Here is a 21,265-nt window from a genome sequence, read left to right as displayed (position 1 = left end):
ATGCAAAAACAAAACTATTTATCTAAAACAGATAGATAGTTATGAATTACTTCACTACCCAAACAGAAAATTACATTAAGGAATACTTGGATGCATCTGGCATTACTAAACAAGTAATCTTCAATAAGCATCTATACCCACCATTATTAAAAATGGCAGAAGCTATTCTGAACCGTTACTTTAAAGGGTTTGGATTTGATAGTGATGAAGCAGATACCATCATCAACGATTCTATTTCAAGGATTAGTATTAATCTGCATCAGTTCAAATCAGGTAAAGCAAAAGCATATAGTTATTGTGGCACTGTCATTCGAAATTCAATGAATGACTATTTCAGGATGCGAAAAAAGCAAGCTGATAGAATTTATAATATTGATTACAATTCATTTATTGAACATTTTGATCGTGAAGATGAACCTTATCAGGAAGATAATTATGAACTAATCTTCAAGTATGTGAACCACATTAAATCAGGTGAAACAACCTTGCAGGATCATTTTAAAATAGAACTTATTGAACTGGTGGCCTCACCTTCAAACTATAAAAACATTAATAGCTTTTTGTCCAGATTCAAATCAAGAGAAGGTACTAAGGTTGAATTAAGGAAGTTGAAGAAAGAATTTTCGGAATACATAAAACAAAAAAATAACCTTAATTAATACTGATATGAAATTTGAAGATTACAAAACGCGATATAAAGAAACAACGCGACCTTTACAATTTAGTACTTACAGCATCAACCCTTACAGAAACACAAATTGATTTAATCTATGAAGATTTTAATCCTGCTATCGCTGATAACCTTTCCGAAAACGGGGTCTATTTTACACCTTATGGTCTGGCGCAAGATTTAGCCGTTTTCGCTCCAAGGGGTGGTCATATTATAGATATGTGTGCAGGTATTGGAATGCTAACCTACAGACTTAAACAGATGGATTCATATACAAAAGAAAACATAAGTTATACTTGCATTGAACTGAATCCGAAGTTTGTGGAAATAGGAAAAAAATTGATTCCAGAAGCAAATTGGATTTGTGGGGATGCCTATGACAAAAACCTATGGGATGAACTTGTAAAGGATTTACCTGATAATAGATTTGATTTAATGATTTCAAATCCACCATTCGGCAGCGACATGAATAAAAAAGATTATAATTGGTTAAACTATTCAGGGCATCGTGATCTTATGGCACTTGAAATAGCACTAAGGTATTCAAAGTGGGGTTATTTTATTCTTCCATCTGGTTCTGTACCATTTAGTTATTCAGGAAGATATTGTTATGAAGATAAACCTGAACGGTATTCACAGAAGATTAAGAAGTTTCTAAAAGAAAATAAGGAACTGAAATTTGATATGATGTGTGATGGTATTGACACATCAATATATAATGATCAATGGAAGAACTTACCAAATGGTATTGGATGTGAGGTGGTAAATGTTCCTATTTATCCATATTCAATGAATATGAGTGAAGATTCAATAACTGAAAGAGTCAAAATGTAGTAAGGATTTGGGAGTATTTATAAATAATGAGTACTTCAATCCAAATCTATAGAGCAATTAAAGAATCCTGTTTATCTAATCCTGAAATCAAAGAATTCGGTTTGTGGAATAATCAAGTCGATAAATCTAAAGATGGTATTATCCAATCAATTAGGTATCCATTTATAGGTGTTCAGTTTGAAAACGAATATTCACAGTTATCAAATGGGCATGAACTTATTGAAGGGATATTTGTGATCCGTATCTGTATGCAAAGTTTAAAGCATAAGGATGAAGATATACTACTCTTAAAAGATAAGGTTCATAGAAGTATTATTATTAATGTACCGACCTACGGTATTAGTAATTTAAAGCGTATTGGAGAGGTACAGGATACCGATTTCGATAATCTAATCATCTGGACAACTGAATACCAGTTTACATATGAAGATAATACAGGTGCTGATGGATTAGGTACATCCGTGTTTCCTTGGTCTGGAAATACTCTTACTGGATACTATTAACATAATTTAATTCAAAATCCATCTTTCCTTTGGCTGAATATATACTGACCTCTGAAAAGGCTATTGCGGTACTCCCCAAATTTTTAAGCTCAGTTTTAAATTCCTCAATACGATTATATTGTTCTTGCATAATGTCGTGATCTATTTGAAAATCCCTACCTACCATACGAAAAGTATAATCAGTTAAAGTATTTGGTAAAACTCTCAAATAGTTAGCCTTGTTACCAAATTTTAGGTCGAAGAATAATTGTTTATAGTTCATTCTTTGAGCTAGTACATGATTATTAATTTTTGGTATAGATGCCACAACTTGAAAATCGAAAATTGTAATAGGACGTAAACCCCAATTATCAAAATAACACGCGAAACTAATGACACTACGAAACGATGAAGTACTAGAATGTATATCAAATTCAACTGATCGAAGATCAATTGTGACTTTAAGTTGCTCATTTAATAGAATATTTCCCCTTTCCCAATACATACGATCTATGTCACCTTTATTAGCAACATTTGAACCTGATCCATTCCTAATAAATATCTCGTTTTCAAATAATTGTTTATTTGGTGGTTGGTATTTTAGTATAACATGTGGTTTGTTCGTTGAAGGTGGTATCCAAATAACTGAAAGATTCTTACCATTTACTTCAATATTATCAATATCGATTACAAACCGATCAGCAATATTAGAAATTATTAAATCCTTTATTTCATTCTGATTTCTTCCAGAATCTTCAATTTTAGCATCAACCAATTCCTTAGTTACTTCATCAACTCCAATAACAATATACCCTTCTTCACCGCCATAAGAATTAATTATTGCACAAGTATCTTTCAAAAACTCCCAATAACCTCTTTCGGTTTTATCTTTTAGCTTATACCATTCCCTTTTAAAATCGAGTTTATTGGTTTCGGATATATTGCCTTCGATGAATTGTAATACCTTAATCTTTACAAATTCCTTTTGTTGCTCAGTCATAACGAGAATTAATACCTCAATTATTAAAGGTAATTAATTTTTCAATCCTGATAAAATCTTTCTGATCGTAATTGGTTTGACCATAAATTCCTTTGCCAGTTCTTCATATACATGCCCGACCTTTATTTTATTATAGTTGGTGATATTATATAACTCTTTAAATCTTATTAGGACTAATTCATTCCTTTCCTTTCTAGTCATTGAAAGTGATTCTTCAATCAACTTCAATCTTCTGTTTAATTCATTAATAGTTTCTTTCATCATACTATTAAATACAGAAGTATAAGAAAAAAGATATAGCACTATCCAATTCTTTTTATTCAGTGATAGTATTTATCAGTGAATGAGTGATAAATATATAATCGCAAAGGAAAAAGGATTAGCAAAAATGAAACTGTTTGGAATTATTGATTCTGAGGGTTTCACAACTGATAGGTTTTTAGCTGAATTCGAATCATTAGAAAATGATGATTCAATCACAGAAATCGAAATATTAATAAACAGTAAAGGTGGTTCTGTATTCAATGGATTTCCTATATACAAAGCAATTTCAGAATCCACCAAAAAAGTGACAACTGTCATTGATTCAGTGGGTGCATCTATGGGTGCAATGATATTTCTTGCTGGAAAGAAAAGAAAGATATATGCGCACGGTCAACTTATGATTCATGGTGCATCATACTCAGATGGAAGTCCAGAAGATGATGCAGTAAAAAATACCAATGTCACAATTTTCAATATTATCAAGGGTATTACTAAAAAGGCTAAATCATTGATTAGTGATTGGCTTTCAAAAGATACATGGTTTAATGCAAGTCAAGCGGTTGAAAATGGATTTGCTCATGAAGTTATTCCGACAACTATTCATTCAGCTTTATTAACCAATTACACCTCACAAGTTAGGGATATTGTTAATGTCCAAGATATAAATAATCTAAAAAGTAAATATGAGAGTTTCCAAATGGAAGAAATTATCAGCGAACTAAAACTTGAATCAACTGCCAATCAAAAAGAAATAAAGGCAGCTATTCAGGAAATTAAAAATCAATTGGCAATTAAAGAAGCTGAATTGGTGAATAGAGAATCCAAAATTAAGGAATTAGAAACTAAAGTAAGCGACTTCGAAGCAATCGAAAAGAAAAAGATTGAAGATGAAATCAATGCAATGGTTGAAAAGGCTTTCACTGAAAGAAAAATTAATGCTCAGGGTAAAGAAACATGGAAGTCAATTTTAACAGTGGATTTCGAAAATGGCAAGAAAGCAATTGAAGCCTTAACATCTGTTAATAAAATATCAGAAGTAATAACAAATGAAGTTGAAAAGGACGAACCAAAAGTAATCCTTACCCCTCTTCAAGAAATGATGAAAGATTCATTCTAATAGAACAACAAATAATAACCTAAATAAATAACCATGAAAAAATAAAATGGCAATATTAGTAAGTGGTGGTACACACGTTAATTCGTACCAAGGCGTAATTGCACGTTTCCTTAAAGAAGCAAGATTAATTGGAGGTGGTCACACATATGTGCAAGGTGGATTCAATGATGAATTTGCCATTCCTACTTTAAGATTATCAGATGTAATTCAGGAGCATAAAGATATGCCTGATACTGATAAAGGAAACTTTACAGCAGAAGATAAGAAGTTGAAATTAAAGAAATACGATGTATTTATTAAGTTCAACCCACAAAGTTTTGCATCGTATTGGAAACCCTTCCAAGCGGACGGTGAATTTAACTTCAAAACATTACCAGCACCTGTACAGGCTCAAATGACCTCTTTGGTTATTAACCAAACAGCAGGTTATAATGATTTAGTATTGATTCAAGGAAATAGCACCCTCACAGGTAGCACTAACTTGAAATATGTTGATGGTTTCATCAGAAAGGCACAATTAGCATCAGAAGTATATGATATTTCAGGTGCAACAACAATTACACAAGCAAACGTAATTGCAGAACTACAACGTGCAGTTCGTCAATCTAAGAAACATTCAACAGATGTTCGTAGAGCGACTTATGATCCTAACTTCAAATTATTTGTGTCACAATACACATTTGATCTTTACGGTGATGCTTTAAGAGCGTTATCAAATAAGTCAATCAGTGTTGAAGATGCTACACCTAATAGAATTAATGGATTACAACTAGTTGCATTGCCGGGTATGCCTGACAACTGCATAATGGGGGCAATAGGACAAAATAGTCCTAGTTCTAACATGTGGGTAGGCACAAACGATGTTCTTGATATGACTTCAGTTAAGTGTGAAAGGCTACGCCCAGAGGGTGATCTATATTTTTTCAAGATGACTATCGGTTTGGACACTCAAATCGTTAAGCCAGAAGAAGTATTCTTGTACAAAGCATAAGTATGAATAATGCTAAGGACATATTAGGATGGGTTACTACGTATGCAGCGGTTCTGTTTTCAATAACAGAAATCAATGCATACCTAACTTTTTTAATCTCAGTGTTATCAGTTGTATTTCTTATTTACAAAATAAGAGAAAAACATTATAGCACTAACAAGATCAAAAAGGACTTAGAGAATAATAAGTAATAATGAGTTTCAAGATTAAAAATATAAAAGAAGGGAAAATTTCAACCGTAATCGGATTTGTTCTGATTACGGTTGTGATAGCCTCACATTTCATATTTCAAACATCTTGGATTGATTTATTACCAGTTCTATTGGTGGCACTCCCATTATTTGGCATTAACGAAAACGAGTGGAAAAAATAACATTAAAAAGATAGATGTATGAAATTAAATGGCATTATCAAATATAAAAATCACAGAGGGGCAAGGTGGAACGTCAAGAGAATTAACTTCTAATGACAACAAATCAGGTTTCGTATTCTATGGCAGTACAGCAGTACCATCACCATTTTCCGGTGAAACATCTGTAACTGTATTCTCACTAAGTGAAGCAGAAGCAAAAGGAATTGTAAGCACTACATATCCAATCCCGCATTATCACATTTCGGAATTTTATAGAGTAAACAACAGTGGACAAATGCAAGTTGCAATTGTCAACTATTCTGGTGGTACACACAATTTCAATGAGGTAAAAACCTTAGTTGAAAATGCAAATGGTGAAGTCAACCAAATCGGTGTTTACACTGATGAAAATTTCAGTACTGGAATGGTTTCACAACTTCAAACGGTATTAACCGATTTGAAAACTGATGATACCCCATGTATTGGAGTATTAGCAGCAAACTTTACAGGATTCACTTTATCATCATTGCCTGATCTTTCGCAATCAACAGCCAATTTGGTATCGGTTGTAATCGGTCAAGATGGTGGAAATAAAGGGAAAGCATTGTTTTCAACATTAGGACAAAGCATTACGGCTTTAGGAGCAACATTAGGTGCAATTAGCAGATCATCAGTTCATGAAAGTATTGCATGGAAAGGTCAATTCAATTTGGCTGGAACTGAACTTGATACATTGGCATTTGCTAATGGTACAAGTTATAAAGGTGTAACCAAAGCGCAATTAGCACAGGTAAATGATAAAAACTATTTATTCCTGCTTAAGGATTATGGTTTAAATGGATCATTTTTCAATAGCAGTTCAACTGCAATTGGTGCAACATCTGATTACTTAACTATTGAACGTAATAGAACGATCAACAAAGCAAGAAGATTACTTAGAACTGCATTACTTCCTGAATTGAATAGTCCGTTGTATTTGGATGAAGATGGTAAACTAAGAATTGAAACCATTGCAAAATTCACATCATTATGTGAGCAAGCTATTTCAAATATGAGAGTAAACGGTGAACTATCAAATTTTGAAGTATTTATTAATAGAGATCAAAATGTTCTTGCCGATGATACTTTGGATATTGAAGTTAAGCTTCAACCAGTTGGTGTGGCAAGATTTATTAATATCTCATTGGGCTATACAGTAGCTATAGCATAATAACCTAAGATTTATAAAGAAGTATTAAAATAAATGCCTTTACCTAATGAACTACCTGTAAACATCAATGGCGAAATTTTCGGCTGGAGTCAAATTCGCGTTCAATTGTCAAACGGTACTATTCCGTTTACAGCAATTAGAGCAATCAGTTATAGTGATGCACGTGAAAAAGAAAAAATCTATGGAACAGCAGACAAGCCTATTGGAACTGGATACGGTAACTACTCTGCCGAAGGGAGTCTGACGATTCTCAAGGACGAGGTTAAAAGATTACAAGATTCTGCACCTAATGGTGATCTAACCTTATATGGTCAATTCGATGTAATCGTATCATACCGATCAACGATTGCAGCCAAATTAACAACTGAAACTTTAAAAGGATGTGAATTTTTATCAAATCCAACAACTGTTTCGCAATCAGATAAAATGATTGAAGTAGAGTTACCACTACTTGTTACTCAAATTAAAAGAGGTAACGCGGTCGTTTTCTAATAATAATTATTGACTTGTTTTATTTTAAAACCCTGTCATCAGTAAATGGTGATGGGGTTTTTTATTGAATTCCAAGTATTTATAATCAAATAAGTAAATAAATATGAAAAAGGAAATCAATGAAAAAGAACAATCATTAAAAAAGAAGTACGGTAACATTACAAAAATGACATTTAAGGTTGAAGATGATAAGATATTAACCGCTTACATCAGACAACCTAATTTAACCGAATTGGATGCAACGTTGGCATCGCTTCAATCATCACCAATCAGTTCAAGTGTGGGTTTGTTTAATACATGCTTTGTGGATGGTGATAAAGAACTAATGGAACTATCAAATACAAATTCAGGGCTCGCCATTGCAATTAATAAACAGATTCAATCAATCATCCCTATTTGCGTGGGGGAGTCAACAGTGCTTTAAAACATTGGTCAATTGACGGGAATAAAATTGATAGCATCAGAAAGCAAATGGCATTAATCCGTTTTCATTTTAAAATCGATCCTGAACAATTGACCATTGATGAATTTGCAAAACTATGGTCAGAATTGAAATGGGTTTTAGAGCACTTCAACAAATAAATAACCTTACCCCCTACCCTATGTAACACTTGAATAACGCTTTAGCATTTCAAATAAATTTCTTTGACAACCTAACCAATCCCCTACAAAAGGCAACGTCAAAAAGCATCTTCAACCTTGGTCAACTTGAAAAGGCAAAAGGTAGATTAGGTGCAGGTGGTAATGGTTTACTATCATCATTAGGTGGTGTTACTGGTGGCCTTGGTGGTGTTGCAGGTGCTGCAATGTCGTTATTGCCACTCTTAGGTGTCGGTGCAGGATTAGCAGGGGCATTTATCGGAGTTATAAACACGGGTAAGGACTTCACCAAAACAATGTCCAACGTAAAGGCATTGTTAGATGCATCAGATACTGAATACAAACAACTTACTGAAAGCGCTATTGCATTAGGTGCAGCAACAACTTTCAGCAGTACACAAGTTGCCGATGCACAAGTGGTTGCAGCTCAAGCGGGTTTAAAAGCAAATCAGATAATTGCAGCAATGCCCGGATTTTTGGATTTGGCAGCATCTTCCAATGTAGGATTAGCAGAAGCAGTCGAAATCGGTTTAAGTACAATGAATCAGTTTGGATTAAAAGCAACTGATATGTCACATATTGTTGATCAATTATCTTTTGCAACAACACGAAGTGCCACTGGTATGATCGATATGGCCGAAGGACTTCGTTATGTTGCTCCAGCAGCAGCAGCATTAGGCGTACCGCTCTCAGAGGTATTAAGTATACAAGGAATTTTGGCTGATCGTGGCCTTAAAGGAAGTGTTGCCACAAGGGCATTATCAACTTCATTCCAACGATTGGCAGCACCTACAAAGCAAATGAAAGATATGATGACTTCATTAAATCTTGAATTCTTTGATAGCGAAGGAAAATTCATTGGTATAAATAATCTTATTCAAGTTTTGGAAACCAGAATGAAAGGTTTTACCGATGAACAAAAAGCGAATACACTTTCAATTTTATTTGGTAATGAAGCATTCGGAGAGATGCAAATTCTATTAAACAAAGGTTCAGCAGGTTTAAGAAAATTCACAAGTGAAATTGAAAACAGTCAGGGAACGGCTGGCAAGATTGCTAAAACACAATTAGATAATCTTTCTGGTGATCTTGAACAATTCGGGGGAGCATGGGAATCATTTCAATTAAAACTGTTTACTGATGGTGAATCAGGATTCAGGGGATTAGTTCAAATGGGTACTGCATTCATTGATGGGTTTTCTAAAAATTGGGAAATGTTGACAGAACCTATCCGCGAAGTATGGGGAGCATTAAAAGATGTTGCTACAGAAATCGGAAATTTATTTGGTGCAGTAGGTGCAGGTGAATTTGATCTATTCCAATTTGTATTACAAAACATAGGATTTGCATTGAAGGAATTGTTAACACCTGTTAAGTGGTTATTACAATTATTAAAAGAGATTTTCAGTTGGATCAATAAAGGGATTGGCTACATCAAGGGATTCTTTGGCATTATCAAAGATTCAATTCAGGAAATTGTAAAACTGGCAGCACCAGCAACTGAAATTCTTGAGGGGTTGTTCACATTCGATTTAGCAAAAGTTAAAAGAGGGTTTGGTAATGCTATAAACGTATTTAAAAACTTTGGAAAAGAAACTACTAAAACATTTGAATCAAGTCCGTTGGGTTTGAATAATCCATTGACGTCATTTTTAAAACAAGATGAAAGCGGAGTAATAACATTTCCAATTGCAGGTACAGGTAAATCAAACAATGGAACTAAACCAATTAATGGTTTATTAACACCATCGGTTGTTCCAAAAATAAAAACAGGAACAAGTACGGATGTAATTGGCTCTGGTAATAGTAGCAATAAATCGGTATCCGTAACCATCAACAATCTGGTTAATAGTTTGTCCGTGAACGGTAATTCTATTCCTGAACTTGAAACCAAAATCAAGGATGTAATAACCAAAACACTTATTGGAGCGGTTAAGGATTTCGAGGTATCATATAACTAATAGAAAGGTATTTATGATTACATGCTACAGATAATCAAAAATAATATTGCTTCAATTGGATTAAACCAAATTCAAAGGTTCAAGAATGCCATTCCCTATGAACCAGATGAAGCCATTGCAACCAGTTTATTAGATACCCCAATTTATTCTAACCTTGTTTTTAAGGAAGGGAGTTTTGAAGATGCCGTTACAGGTCAATTAATCAAGTATCCTTCATTACGGGTGGATTCTGCTATAATGGTAGTATCGGGTGAAAAGAACATTATCGAAACAGTTGTCCAAGGTCGTGATGGCAGTATCAAAGAGTTTATTGCTAATAATGACTTTAGAATTGCTATCGCTGGCAGGATCATTTCCCCAAATATTAACGTATCCCCTGTTGAAGAAAAGAATGCTTTAATATCAATATGCAAGGCAAAACCCAGTATTGAAGTAACAAGTCAATTTTTAAATGATTTTGGTATTTACAACATTGTAATAAACAATTACAATATTGAAGAACGCGAAGGTTATAGAAATATAATTCCGTTTTCGATCAGTGCTGTTTCTGACATTCCATTTGACATAGAATTGCAGCAAGAAAATAACACTTAATTAATAAATGATATTCTATAGTGTTAGTACTATCTTCTGAAATCATTATCGGTCAATACAAGTTCAATCAAATTGTCAATGTTGAGATTGAAAGTAGCTATGAATCATTTACCGATACCTGCACGATAACCATTCCAAGAAAGTTATCTTTTCAGGGTAAATCCTTGATTGTATCGGAATCAGCATTGTTTAAAAAGGGTGATAAAGTAACTGTCAAACTTGGTTATGGATTTTCAAGAAAAGAAATCGTTTTTACTGGCTATCTTTTAAAAATAGAATCAGGTACACCCACAAGATTAATATGTGAAGATGGTGCATATCTTTTGAAAGAAACTAAGGCTTTCAATCTGGTTTATCCCAAATTAAAGATAGAGGACTTGTTAAAAGATATTGTCCCATCAAGTATTCCTTTTGAAGCAGTTGATATTGAACTTGGCAAAGCAAGATTTGTCAAATTAACTGCCAGTCAGATATTGAATTATCTAAAGGATAAATTTGGTATCAAATCATGGTTCAGAAACGATAAGTTATATGTTGGATTGAATTACTTTCCATCCCTTCAAAGAACATGGAAATTTGAATTTCAAAGGAATATCATTGGTGATAGCTTACAATTTGTTAAAGCAGATGATATTAAAGTAAAAGTGAAAGCAATATCAATACTCCCTGATAACACCCGTATTGAATACGAAACTGGTGATTCAGATGGCAGCGAAAGAACCATCCACTATTACAATGTAACATCGAAAACGGAACTTGAAAAAAGAGCAAAGGATGAAATAAAGAATTTCAAATTTGATGGATTCACAGGTTCATTTTCTTCTTTTGGATATAATGTCAATCATGGGGATATTGTTGAACTAATTGATAAACGTTATCCAGAAAAAGATGGAAAATATATCGTTAAATCAGTCCGTAGAATGTTTGGAAATCAAGGGTATTCAATTGATGTTGAACTTGCTGATAAGGTTTAATAGCAATCGCAATGAATGCAGTTGTTTTCGCGCTCTATAAGAATATTCTTTAAACCCACTTTCTTTTCCTTAATAGCCTTCTTCAATATTTCAATCACTTTTGAATTAACTCCACTTATATCAAATGCTTTGCCCCTTGCATGTGGTGTTTGGTTGATTACAGTACCTTTCTTATTTCTACCATCTCTGATATAGTCCATTAAGCATTCAGCCGCCAACGGTGGATTAATGATCAATCCGATGCTTAATAAATGACTCCATGCCATTTGCCATAAATAATAATGTTCTCCGTTTTCGAAATATTTATCGGTGACCTTACAGCTCATAGCAAGTGGATATTTTTCATCCAACTTCTTTTGAACCAAATAATTCCTGATAACGGTCAATTGACTATTCGCGTCTCTTAGTCCACTGGTGATTGTAACCTTTACTTTATCCTTTTCAAATACTGGTTTAAGATTTTCAAGTACTGCTTTTATCGTTGGTGTAAGAATTACACTTGGTCTGATTATTAGATATTCCATAACAGATATAAATACCATAGTTGATTAGTATTTATAATCAGTATGACTATACACGAAGCAATCAGGAAATTAGCGAAGCAGGATTATGCTAATAGTATTATTGGTACTGTTAAGTCAATTGATAGTTCAACTAAAACGTGTACGATTAGTCCTGTTGATGATCAACCAGACATTATTGAAGTAAGATTATCCGCTATTGAAAATCCAAATACTGGAATTATTCCAATACCTGCAATTGATTCAATTGTGATTGTAGGTCAAACCGAAAATGATCAACCTCATATATTACTATTTAGTGAGATAGATGACTATCAAATAATTGCTAATAACGAAATCAAATTGAATGATGGATCATTTGGAGGCTTAGTAAAAATAAATGAACTGGTGGATAAGCTGAATGCTATTGAAGATAAGGTCAATGAATTGATTGACGATTATAAACTTCATAATCATCTGCATCCAATTGCACCGACAACTGGTTTGGTTGTCCCTTACATTGGTTTAACATTATCAAATACAACTGTAAACCAATTGGAAAATAATAAGATTTTACACGGTGAATAATTAAATGAATGGCATCCGCTTAGATATAAACAACAATTTCAAAACTTTCAATGGAGATTTTCTTATTGAAGATACTGACTTGCAGGATCAGCAAGAAATCATTTATGCTAATAAAGGTAACTTTTTAGAATTCCCTGATTTAGGTGTGGGGATTACTAATTATTCATCTGCATCAATTGACAAAGCTGATTTGGCGAAAATTGTTCGTAAAGAATTCGAGAAAGATAACTTCAATCTAATACTGGTTAACGTTAAAGATGGTGGTGATGATAACTTCAAAATCAATATAGTGGGTGAGCGTAATGAAAGAATATAAGGTAAGTTATGGGCAATCGTTATATGATGTTGCACTTAATATATATGGCAATATTGAATCAGTTTGGAAACTAATCGATGATAATAATCTTATAGATGGATTGGATACTGATCTAACAGGTGGTCAAACCTTGTTGATTCAGGATACAATTGAACAGAATAATACTATCCAATATTTCCAGCGATTTCCTGCTATTGTAAACAACTCAGATTTCGAAGAAATCGAAGGTATCATAAACACCCTACAAATCATATTGCTTGCTATAGGCAATGAAATCAATGGTGGGGATGGATTCATCAACATTGAAATCAATGGCGGTAAAGCACCGTTTTCGTTCGAATGGAAAAATGAATTTGATCAACTGGTTTCAACCAGCCAAAATTTAACTGCTGCCAGTTCAGGGACTTATTCGATAACGGTTACAGATGCTAATTCGAATACCACCAGTTCATCATTCTTGGTTATCAGTGTGGGTGATAATAATACCTATTTGGTGGACGAATTTGGAAATATAATAAGTGACGAAAACGGTAATCCGATAATCGTTCCAAATTAATAATGGAAGTATTTATAGGTAATGGCAAACATTACTATTAATCAACTTCCAGACAGTAATCAATTAGATTCAAACGACTATATCGCTGTTTATAACGCTGAAAATATAGCGGACAAATTCACCTATAAGGCAACTATTGATCAAATTCTTGCCTTAAAAAGTATCAACGTAAACGGAAAAACAGGTAATACTATTACCCTTGTTACCGATGATATATCAGATTCAGGAAGTTTAAATAAGTTTGTTACAAGTGCTGAAAAAGCTAAAATATCAATTGTTAGAAATGATCTTGGTGGTTCAGTATTCCTTGCAGGTGATGGAACCTATAAATCCATATCAGTTGGAAGTACTGGAAACCGAAATTATACATTCAATACAATATCAGAACGTGATTTAGAAACAGGTATTAATAATGGCGACCGTGCATTGGTCATAGATGCCTCCGATGATGCAACAGTGGATACAGGTGCGGCACTATACTATTATAACGCCATTTTAGGAACATGGAATAAACTGGCAGAAGTTGAAGCACTGGACATTGAAGTTGCTTCTAACGTAAGTGCTGGCAACGGTTTAACTAAAAGCGGTGATACCATTACACTTGGTGGTGCATTAACTGGTGATACTGCAATTCTTGGTAACTACAAATTAACCTTAGGCAGTTCAATTGAACCGCTTTCTGGTTTATTGGTTGAAACTTCAAATCTAACTACCAGTGGTGAAATTGATCTAATAAGCAGGGATAGTGTTGATAATTCCATAATTGGTAGAATATACACTGCTGCAAATGATGTTACTGGATTGTACCAAACTGACGGAAGTAATTCCAGTGAAATATCAGTTGAAGCAGTAGGGATTAGTTTGGCATCACTTGATGATACATCACAGGTTACAAGGTTAGAAATTTCTTCAACCGGATCGGTCACAACCGAAAGTGAAATAAGTGGATTTAAAGGTATCGAATATGGTGCAAACTATTCAAATAACTATTCGCCTAGATCATTAGTTGATAAAGGTTTTGTTGATAGTCGATTCATTCCTAGGGGTGGAAGCGTTGGTTTATTTGATGGATTATCAATTGATAGTAGTGGTCATGACGTTCTATTTTCTGGAAGTGATACCTCATTTGGATTTAACATTGGTGGGGATAATGTTGTTGTTCTAAATGTTGGTCGTACACCATATAGTACAACCAGTTTGGAAGGTTTTGAGTTATTAACTTTAAGCAATAGCATAAGTGAACATGTTGTCGGTATAAAAGGGGTTGGAAATTCGTTCCGTTTAGGTGCTTTTAACATTACAAGTCCTGAAACAGATCAACTATATATTGAAGCAACAACAGATGCAAGTGATAATAACAATTTAAAAATAGTTGATAATCGATCAGTTAAAAAAGGTATAGAATATGCTGGTAACTATAGTTCATCTTTTTCACCAAGATCATTGGTTGATAAAGGATATGTGACAGGTTTAACATCCTCAATTGGTGGTTTAAACGCTGCTAATGGTTTAACGAAAATTGGAAACACTATAGTTTTAGGTGGCACAATTACAGGTGATACAACCACCCAAATAGATTACGACTATTCAACCGAAATCGGTTACAATATCAAAGTAGTTGATACAACATCACCAGATAACAATGCTTCATTAGAATTGAATACTGGTTTTGGTTCACCTTCCATTTCAATGAAAGGTTCAAATGCCTTAGGGTTTGGCTATTTCACAACCGATGCATCAGGTAATGCAAGATTCGGTTACGATAAAGGTGCTGGTAATAGTTTGTTTTTGATTGCAAATGGTGATTCAGGTGCATTTACATTTAACGATGAAAGAACCATTAAAAGTGGTATCGAATACGCTGATGATTACAGTAATGATTTCACTGATTTATCATTAGTGAATAAAGGATATGTCAGCAATCGTTTTTGGAACCTATCAGGTACGTCTATAATTAGCGGTGGTGATGTAACCATTGATGGTTCTGGTTCAAATAATTTGTACATCGGTGGATTTGATTTATCGACAGCAGTTAATGATTTTGGTGTTGCGGCTACTAACGTTATCGATATGCAGGTCGATGATTATCGTTCTGGTTTGAACATTGACGCAGGTAGCGCATCATTATATGCTGGATCAGGACTAGGTTTAAATTACGGATCACTTGAATTCAATAGTGATGGTATCACATTTGAAGGTAAAAATTCAAGCAACACAACTTTATCAAGATTTGTAGTTGGTGCAGTAAATTCTAATTTCACAGATAGTAGATCGGTTAAAAAAGGTATTGAATATGCTGGAAATTATAGTTCCTCTTTTTCGCCAAGATCATTAGTTGATAAAGGTTTTGTTACTGGATTAACATCTAATATAATTACTGGAAGTACTGGTTCAATTGATAATGCAATACTCCGCAGTGATGGTACAAGTACAAAATCAGTACAATCAAGTAATATATTTATAAGTGACAGCGCAAATCTAACATTGGGTAGTAATACATTAACAGGTGCATCCAGAACGATAACAGCAAGTTCAAGTGCAACAAATGCTTCACTAAGATTAAGCGGTCAGGGTACTGGACTTATTGAACTGGCAGGTGGATTAGGTAGTACGACACTTGCATTAGGTGGTAGTGCTGATTCTGGTAGTGATAGACAAATAACAGTCCAAGGTTCATCATCAGATATAACACTGCAATTAAATAGTAAGGGAAGTGGTGGAATCACACTATTTTCAAGTGGTGACAATGCACCAACACGAATTTTCAAATCAAATTCATCAACCAATAATATTTCCAAATTATTAAGATTGGATCGACAAAGCAGTGGCACTGTTGCTGATGGATTTGGTTCAGAAATTACGATTGATCTGGAGAATGCAGCAGGTACGCTTAACCCTGCTTTCAATTTGCAAACAAGTTGGAGAAATGCCACATTAAAGAATTCAGCAACAATGTTGCAGGGTTATTATAATGACTTAACAGTTCCATATCTATTAATGGATAACAAGAATATTGCCATTAGTAGAACATCTGTAAGCAACTGGCAATCGATGCAAGGTGGGTTGTTACTAAATAATATTATTGTTGAACCAACAACTGCAATTGATAATGGTGTTGCACTTTATTCTAAAGATAGTAGTTCAGGATCAGCCAATTCAACATTGGCATTACGTACAGAACAAGCAGTTGAAGTAATAGGAACCTTCACCGCTTCACATAAATTAAAAATATGGATTAATGGGGTTGAGTATAGAATCCAATTGGAGGCAGTATAATCTAAGATAACATGGTATTTATAAATAATAATGGCAAGATCAATCAACGATATAATAGTTTCTATTTTTGCAGATAAAAATTCACGTCCTGAACTCAATAGTTTAAACAGCACCTCAAAAGTGGCAATATTCAGAAACTTGATATACGTCAGTGCTAATGCCCAATTGCAATTGGAGATTCTACAGGATAGGTTTGAAGAAGAAGTAAATGAAATAATCCGTAATAACTTCATTGGTACACCTGAATGGTACGCAGAACGTACCAAGGAATTCCAATTGAATTATGACTTGATTTTAACAAATAACAGATTTCAATATCCCACAATTGATGAGGTTTCAAAGATCATCAAAGCGGTTGCCGTATCTGAACAATCTGGTGGAACTTTAACAATTAAGGTTGCAAAAGAAAATTCAGGTTTGGATTTGGTTTCTCTTACAAGTGAAGAAAAGATTCAATTGAACAAATATCTGACAAAAATTAAATTGGCAGGTACAAGGATAAATCTGGTATCCCTTAATGGTGATCAATTACTGATGTCAGGAACAACGGTTTATTATGATTCTATTTATTCATTGGCGACAATCCAAACATCCGTTGAAGATGCTTTAAAATCATTCATAAGGAATTTACCTTTTGATGGTAAACTAAAATTGAATGATGTAATTGATACAATTCAGAGCGTCACAGGAATTGAAGATATTGAAATAAATAATCTGGCAATTAAATCAGGTTTAACAATCATTCCAGTTGGTCGAATTCTTGAATTACCTTCTGGCTATCTAAATGAGCCAAGTTCGCCTTTATCATTTGCTGATCTTATAACCTATCAACCTGTTTAATACTTAGTGATGGTAAAATCATACGATTTCAATATTGTCAAATTGATCAGAAGGTTAACACCTCCTAGATTCAGAACCAAATTCAATTTGAGTTGGTATGAAACTCTATTGTCACAAATAAACTTTTCAAAAAGCAGATTCAATTCCTTTAAAGATCAATCACTTATTGAACTTAGTTATAATGGTCAAACGATCTATTTGGAAAAAATGCTAAACGACAGATTTGATCCAATAGATAGAAGGATATTAGTTCTGCATGAACAAGATTCAGCAGTTTATTTATACAGGGAAGTTGAAGGTCAAGCACCTACCTATTTATATAATGAATCAGAAACAGGGTATACAACTACTTATTTATATAATGAAGGTGAGGCAACTATTGAATTTCCTGATAAGGATTTTATAGTCAAAGCACCAATCAGTCTAAGTGCTTTAGAAGTTCAGATGAAAGCACAAATAAAAAAGTATAAACTGGCTGGAAAGGAATACGAAATAATTTTTAGTTAAAATATATAAGTTAAACAATGTTAAGAGGGAATTTTAATAATAGTGGTGGACAGCAGGTAAATTGGGATGATTTCAGCACTCTGCAAGATCAAGTTTTCAAGGCAATTGAACTTCAATATTTAGGTTCTGGAGCATTTATTTTACAGGGCTGTACCGTAACTGGTTCAGCAGGTAATTATGCAATCAGTAGTGGTTTAGTTTATATCGATGGCAAAGTATTGCTATTCGATGCAGTTTCAAGTATAACAGCATTCCCACGCTACATCAAACAGGCACCACCAGTACAGCAAGATAGTTTTGCATTAGAACAAGGTGGTTCTGCTTTTAAAAGAACCCTTTATAAAGCGGAACTTGTAACAACTGCACCCGTATCTGGTGAATTCATAACAATGACCACAAGCGGTGGAAGAAATTACAATGACGTTTTGCAAGGTCAATTTGTAAGGTTACTTGGGAACCAAACCATAAATGGTCAAAAAACATTTAGCAGTACAATAGTTGGATCAGTTAATGGTAATGCTGCAACTGTTAGTGATGGGGTTTACTTATCATCAAACCAAACAATCACAGGGGTAAAAACCTTTAACAGTACTATTGTAGGTTCAATTAACGGAAACGCTGCAAGTGTTACTGATGGGGTTTACTTGTCATCAAATCAAACAATCACTGGTGTAAAAACATTCAGCAATACAATAGTTGGAAGTATAAATGGTAATGCTGCAACGGTTACGGATGGCGTTTATTTATCATCGAACCAAACAATTACTGGTGTAAAAACATTCAGCAATGCTATTAACGGAAATCTAAATGGTAATGCATCAACTGCCACCTTAGCATCAGCAGTAAGTGACGGTGTCTATTTATCGAATATTCAGACAATCACAGGTGCCAAAACTTTCACCAAAAACATAATAGCCCCAGATGGTATCAACACTGATAACATTGTATTAAAAACTAAAACAATCAATATTGGTGATTGGAACATGGACGCAACGACCACAGTAAATATCGCACACGGTGTTGACTTTCGAAAAATCAGATCAATAAGCGTGATAGTTCGTGATGATGCAGATAATACGTATAGTGACTTTTTGCATCAGGCTACCCAAGGTAGCTTTACGCAACCATCAGGGTATATAAGTACTTTCAATGCAACTAATATCGTGTTAGGCAGAGTGTTGGCAACAAGTAATGGTTGGTTCGATGGCACGGCTTATGATTCAACTGGTTACAATCGTGGATGGGTAACCATTACGTATACAGTTTAATTATTGGCTGAATGGTGGGGTGAAAAAGAATAAGTTATACCCCATTATTCGTTTCTTATAAAGGACGTTCCCATACGGTTCATCAAATTGAACATCTTTCGCATTGGCTATTTTGTAAATGCCAACCGATTCATCTGCATTCATGAATGTAAACGCCATAAGTTCATTTGGCTCTGGTGCATTAATAAACGGTTCCTTATCTTGAACCAACCAATCGAAATCATCAGAACCATTCCTATTGAACTTAAAGGGTTGATTTTTGACATGTATAGTATAAACTTGATTGGTTAAACCAGTACCCCTTAAATCAGGTTCATAAGTTTTTGCTTCAATTGAATAAACCTTGGTATCTGGCACTGACATTGAAAATCCAGAATATTCAATTAAGTATTTAGCCACTGCATATTCAGCAAGTTTACCAGCATAGTGCAATTCAATTAGTTGCTTCTTAGTTGCAAGTGGACTACGCTCTTTATACTTTTTGTATGTGGTGTTGGTAACATCAATGGCAAAATCATAACAATGATCTTTGATGTGATTAGGCAATGAAATATTTATAAAATGAAAAAAAGAGCTCTCTTGAACACGGTATATTTTTAAAGGACTTTTCATGACTATAAATAGTCCATAAAAAATAATCGATTAACTATCCTTTCCTTTTTTTTTCTTTTTAGCGGATTCTGTATCATCTACCATATCCTTATCAATACCACATATAGAGCAAAAATAATCACCTGTTGAACTACCTAAATAATATTCCTTTTCCCAAGAATGATCATGTTCAAAAGGAGACTCTCTAAATCTTAATTGCAGTTTTCGTACTTCATCAAATTGCATAATTTACTAATTTTAAATTTATACCATTTTTCAACTGATATTTTAACCCAATAATATACTCATCTTTTGATTTTTCGTAAAAACTTAAAAATGCATTAAAATTCAATTTGTCAGTAAATGTAAAAAATTCCTCTTGGTGCATATCAGGATATTCACTTCGTATTAACATCATAATAATATCTTGGCAAGCAATGTTCTCTTTAGTAGTCATAAATCAGTTGCTTTAAATAGATAACAACCAATTCAATTTAAGAACTATTTGTTGGAAATGAATGGCAACTAAAAAATAAAAAGTGACATATTACTGATTGTTATATCCAATAATGCCCATTTGAAAGCGAAATTCCATAATTCTAAAATTAAAAATAAATTCAGGGGCACTATAAGAATTTGAAAAAAAAATCTAAACCAAATGTCTATACCTATGTATCACAGGTTTAAATGCTTCAATCATTAATTTCTTAAAGGTGATGTTATGTTTATTGATCAAATATTCATTTAAGTATTGTTCACCAAATTGGATGAACTGATCAGCGTTGTAATTATTGCCATAAAGTTCATTCAATTTTTTGATAATCTTATTGGTATTAATTTTTCGCTTGTTAAATGCAGGAAAAACGTATACGGGAATTTGAGATGTATATTTAGTGATGATGTACTGCACGACATTGTAATTTAATTCTTCTTCTTCATTCCCCGTCATACCTTCAAATAATTAATAATCAAAATTACTAATCATATTTAAGGTTAAAATCTGGCAGAGATTGAAGGGACACTAATTGTCACTTTTTCTTCAAAAATAAATTACAGATACCCTATTTATTTTTTGCCTTGTAACATATATGAAAATCAGTGAGTTATAAGAATATAGGGCTTGAAATTCGGCCTCCAATCCAATTCTGGCCTTTATCTTTGTGACATTCGTATAAATAGAAGTATTTATATGCAGAGGTATCAACGCCTCGACTCAGGTAATTGGAGTGTGACTGTTGCAACGGTCACACTTTAAAAAAACCACTTATTCTGAGATAATTAT

Annotated in this window: 25 protein-coding genes; 18 read left to right on the top strand and 7 right to left on the bottom strand. The window is 33.7% G+C overall.

What is annotated here, in order from left to right; genetic code table 11:
• Positions 1-41 precede the first annotated feature (41 nt).
• Genes ACO1XM_RS14185 through ACO1XM_RS14175 form a run of 3 tightly spaced genes read left to right on the top strand, consistent with a single transcriptional unit; the run spans position 42 to position 2,007 of the window.
• Positions 42-659 (top strand): RNA polymerase sigma factor, encoded by a 618-nt coding sequence (locus ACO1XM_RS14185; protein WP_486230093.1) that lies wholly within the window; start codon positions 42-44, stop codon positions 657-659.
• Positions 660-673: 14 nt separating this feature from the next.
• Complete coding sequence (locus ACO1XM_RS14180) at positions 674-1,504, top strand: methyltransferase (protein ID WP_486230091.1); 831 nt, start codon at positions 674-676, stop codon at positions 1,502-1,504.
• A gap of 26 nt (positions 1,505-1,530) precedes the next feature.
• Complete coding sequence (locus ACO1XM_RS14175) at positions 1,531-2,007, top strand: hypothetical protein (RefSeq protein WP_486230089.1); 477 nt, start codon at positions 1,531-1,533, stop codon at positions 2,005-2,007.
• Here ACO1XM_RS14175 and ACO1XM_RS14170 read toward each other — a convergent pair.
• Together ACO1XM_RS14170 and ACO1XM_RS14165 are read right to left on the bottom strand one after the other, a co-directional pair.
• Positions 1,991-2,986, bottom strand: a complete 996-nt coding sequence (locus ACO1XM_RS14170) for an AlbA family DNA-binding domain-containing protein (protein ID WP_486230087.1) — start codon at positions 2,984-2,986, stop codon at positions 1,991-1,993. The genes ACO1XM_RS14175 and ACO1XM_RS14170 overlap by 17 nt on opposite strands.
• Before the next feature lie 33 nt (positions 2,987-3,019).
• Complete coding sequence (locus tag ACO1XM_RS14165) at positions 3,020-3,250, bottom strand: hypothetical protein (RefSeq protein ID WP_486230085.1); 231 nt, start codon at positions 3,248-3,250, stop codon at positions 3,020-3,022.
• A gap of 79 nt (positions 3,251-3,329) precedes the next feature.
• On the opposite strand from ACO1XM_RS14165, the gene ACO1XM_RS14160 reads away from it, so the two are divergent.
• From ACO1XM_RS14160 to ACO1XM_RS14125, 8 genes are all read left to right on the top strand, one after another.
• A complete protein-coding gene (locus ACO1XM_RS14160; protein WP_486230083.1) occupies positions 3,330-4,367 on the top strand; it encodes a Clp protease ClpP in 1,038 nt (345 codons plus the stop codon).
• A 46-nt stretch (positions 4,368-4,413) separates the two neighbouring features.
• Positions 4,414-5,358: a hypothetical protein gene (locus ACO1XM_RS14155; protein ID WP_486230081.1), complete on the top strand. Its 945-nt coding sequence runs from the start codon at positions 4,414-4,416 to the stop codon at positions 5,356-5,358.
• 401 nt (positions 5,359-5,759) lie between these two features.
• Positions 5,760-6,920 (top strand): DUF2586 family protein, encoded by a 1,161-nt coding sequence (locus ACO1XM_RS14150; protein ID WP_486230079.1) that lies wholly within the window; start codon positions 5,760-5,762, stop codon positions 6,918-6,920.
• Positions 6,921-6,953: 33 nt separating this feature from the next.
• Positions 6,954-7,412: a hypothetical protein gene (locus ACO1XM_RS14145; RefSeq protein WP_486230077.1), complete on the top strand. Its 459-nt coding sequence runs from the start codon at positions 6,954-6,956 to the stop codon at positions 7,410-7,412.
• Positions 7,413-7,515: 103 nt separating this feature from the next.
• Positions 7,516-7,836 (top strand): hypothetical protein, encoded by a 321-nt coding sequence (locus tag ACO1XM_RS14140; RefSeq protein WP_486230075.1) that lies wholly within the window; start codon positions 7,516-7,518, stop codon positions 7,834-7,836.
• A gap of 187 nt (positions 7,837-8,023) precedes the next feature.
• Positions 8,024-9,973, top strand: a complete 1,950-nt coding sequence (locus ACO1XM_RS14135; RefSeq protein WP_486230073.1) for a phage tail tape measure protein — start codon at positions 8,024-8,026, stop codon at positions 9,971-9,973.
• 21 nt (positions 9,974-9,994) lie between these two features.
• Positions 9,995-10,567 carry a DUF6046 domain-containing protein gene (locus ACO1XM_RS14130; protein WP_486230071.1) on the top strand — a complete coding sequence of 191 codons (573 nt, stop codon included), beginning with the start codon at positions 9,995-9,997 and terminating at the stop codon, positions 10,565-10,567.
• A gap of 20 nt (positions 10,568-10,587) precedes the next feature.
• Positions 10,588-11,541, top strand: coding sequence for a hypothetical protein (locus ACO1XM_RS14125; protein ID WP_486230069.1), 954 nt, complete (start codon positions 10,588-10,590; stop codon positions 11,539-11,541).
• Here ACO1XM_RS14125 and ACO1XM_RS14120 read toward each other — a convergent pair.
• Complete coding sequence (locus ACO1XM_RS14120) at positions 11,538-12,065, bottom strand: hypothetical protein (RefSeq protein WP_486230067.1); 528 nt, start codon at positions 12,063-12,065, stop codon at positions 11,538-11,540. The genes ACO1XM_RS14125 and ACO1XM_RS14120 overlap by 4 nt on opposite strands.
• A 42-nt stretch (positions 12,066-12,107) precedes the next feature.
• Between ACO1XM_RS14120 and ACO1XM_RS14115 the strand changes: the two genes are divergently transcribed.
• The 7 genes from ACO1XM_RS14115 (at position 12,108) to ACO1XM_RS14085 (ending at position 19,392) form a co-directional block, all read left to right on the top strand.
• Positions 12,108-12,629, top strand: a complete 522-nt coding sequence (locus ACO1XM_RS14115) for a hypothetical protein (protein ID WP_486230065.1) — start codon at positions 12,108-12,110, stop codon at positions 12,627-12,629.
• A 4-nt stretch (positions 12,630-12,633) separates the two neighbouring features.
• On the top strand, positions 12,634-12,945 hold the full coding sequence (locus tag ACO1XM_RS14110; protein WP_486230063.1) for a hypothetical protein: 312 nt from the start codon (positions 12,634-12,636) through the stop codon (positions 12,943-12,945).
• On the top strand, positions 12,932-13,501 hold the full coding sequence (locus ACO1XM_RS14105; RefSeq protein ID WP_486230061.1) for a hypothetical protein: 570 nt from the start codon (positions 12,932-12,934) through the stop codon (positions 13,499-13,501). The genes ACO1XM_RS14110 and ACO1XM_RS14105 overlap by 14 nt, the downstream gene beginning before the upstream one ends.
• A gap of 21 nt (positions 13,502-13,522) precedes the next feature.
• Positions 13,523-16,777 (top strand): beta strand repeat-containing protein, encoded by a 3,255-nt coding sequence (locus tag ACO1XM_RS14100; protein WP_486230059.1) that lies wholly within the window; start codon positions 13,523-13,525, stop codon positions 16,775-16,777.
• Between the two features lie 30 nt (positions 16,778-16,807).
• The gene (locus ACO1XM_RS14095; RefSeq protein WP_486230057.1) at positions 16,808-17,617 is read left to right on the top strand and encodes a hypothetical protein; all 810 of its coding nucleotides are present in this window, start codon (positions 16,808-16,810) and stop codon (positions 17,615-17,617) included.
• 198 nt (positions 17,618-17,815) lie between these two features.
• Complete coding sequence (locus tag ACO1XM_RS14090; RefSeq protein WP_486230055.1) at positions 17,816-18,124, top strand: hypothetical protein; 309 nt, start codon at positions 17,816-17,818, stop codon at positions 18,122-18,124.
• Between the two features lie 17 nt (positions 18,125-18,141).
• Positions 18,142-19,392, top strand: coding sequence for a hypothetical protein (locus tag ACO1XM_RS14085; protein WP_486230053.1), 1,251 nt, complete (start codon positions 18,142-18,144; stop codon positions 19,390-19,392).
• Here the strand turns inward: ACO1XM_RS14085 and ACO1XM_RS14080 are convergent, their stop codons facing one another.
• The 4 genes from ACO1XM_RS14080 to ACO1XM_RS14065 form a co-directional block, all read right to left on the bottom strand.
• Entirely contained in the window at positions 19,393-20,004 is a 612-nt protein-coding gene (locus ACO1XM_RS14080) for a hypothetical protein (protein WP_486230051.1), read from the bottom strand.
• A 30-nt stretch (positions 20,005-20,034) separates the two neighbouring features.
• Positions 20,035-20,229, bottom strand: coding sequence for a hypothetical protein (locus ACO1XM_RS14075; protein WP_486230049.1), 195 nt, complete (start codon positions 20,227-20,229; stop codon positions 20,035-20,037).
• Entirely contained in the window at positions 20,219-20,440 is a 222-nt protein-coding gene (locus ACO1XM_RS14070; RefSeq protein WP_486230047.1) for a hypothetical protein, read from the bottom strand. The genes ACO1XM_RS14075 and ACO1XM_RS14070 overlap by 11 nt, the downstream gene beginning before the upstream one ends.
• 192 nt (positions 20,441-20,632) lie before the next feature.
• The gene (locus tag ACO1XM_RS14065; protein ID WP_486230045.1) at positions 20,633-20,932 is read right to left on the bottom strand and encodes a hypothetical protein; all 300 of its coding nucleotides are present in this window, start codon (positions 20,930-20,932) and stop codon (positions 20,633-20,635) included.
• Between the last annotated feature and the right edge of the window lie 333 nt (positions 20,933-21,265).

The organism is Chryseotalea sp., assembly GCF_057350905.1.
The sequence above is the reverse complement of the archived record's forward strand: the minus strand, read 5'-3'. Positions and strand labels throughout refer to the sequence as shown.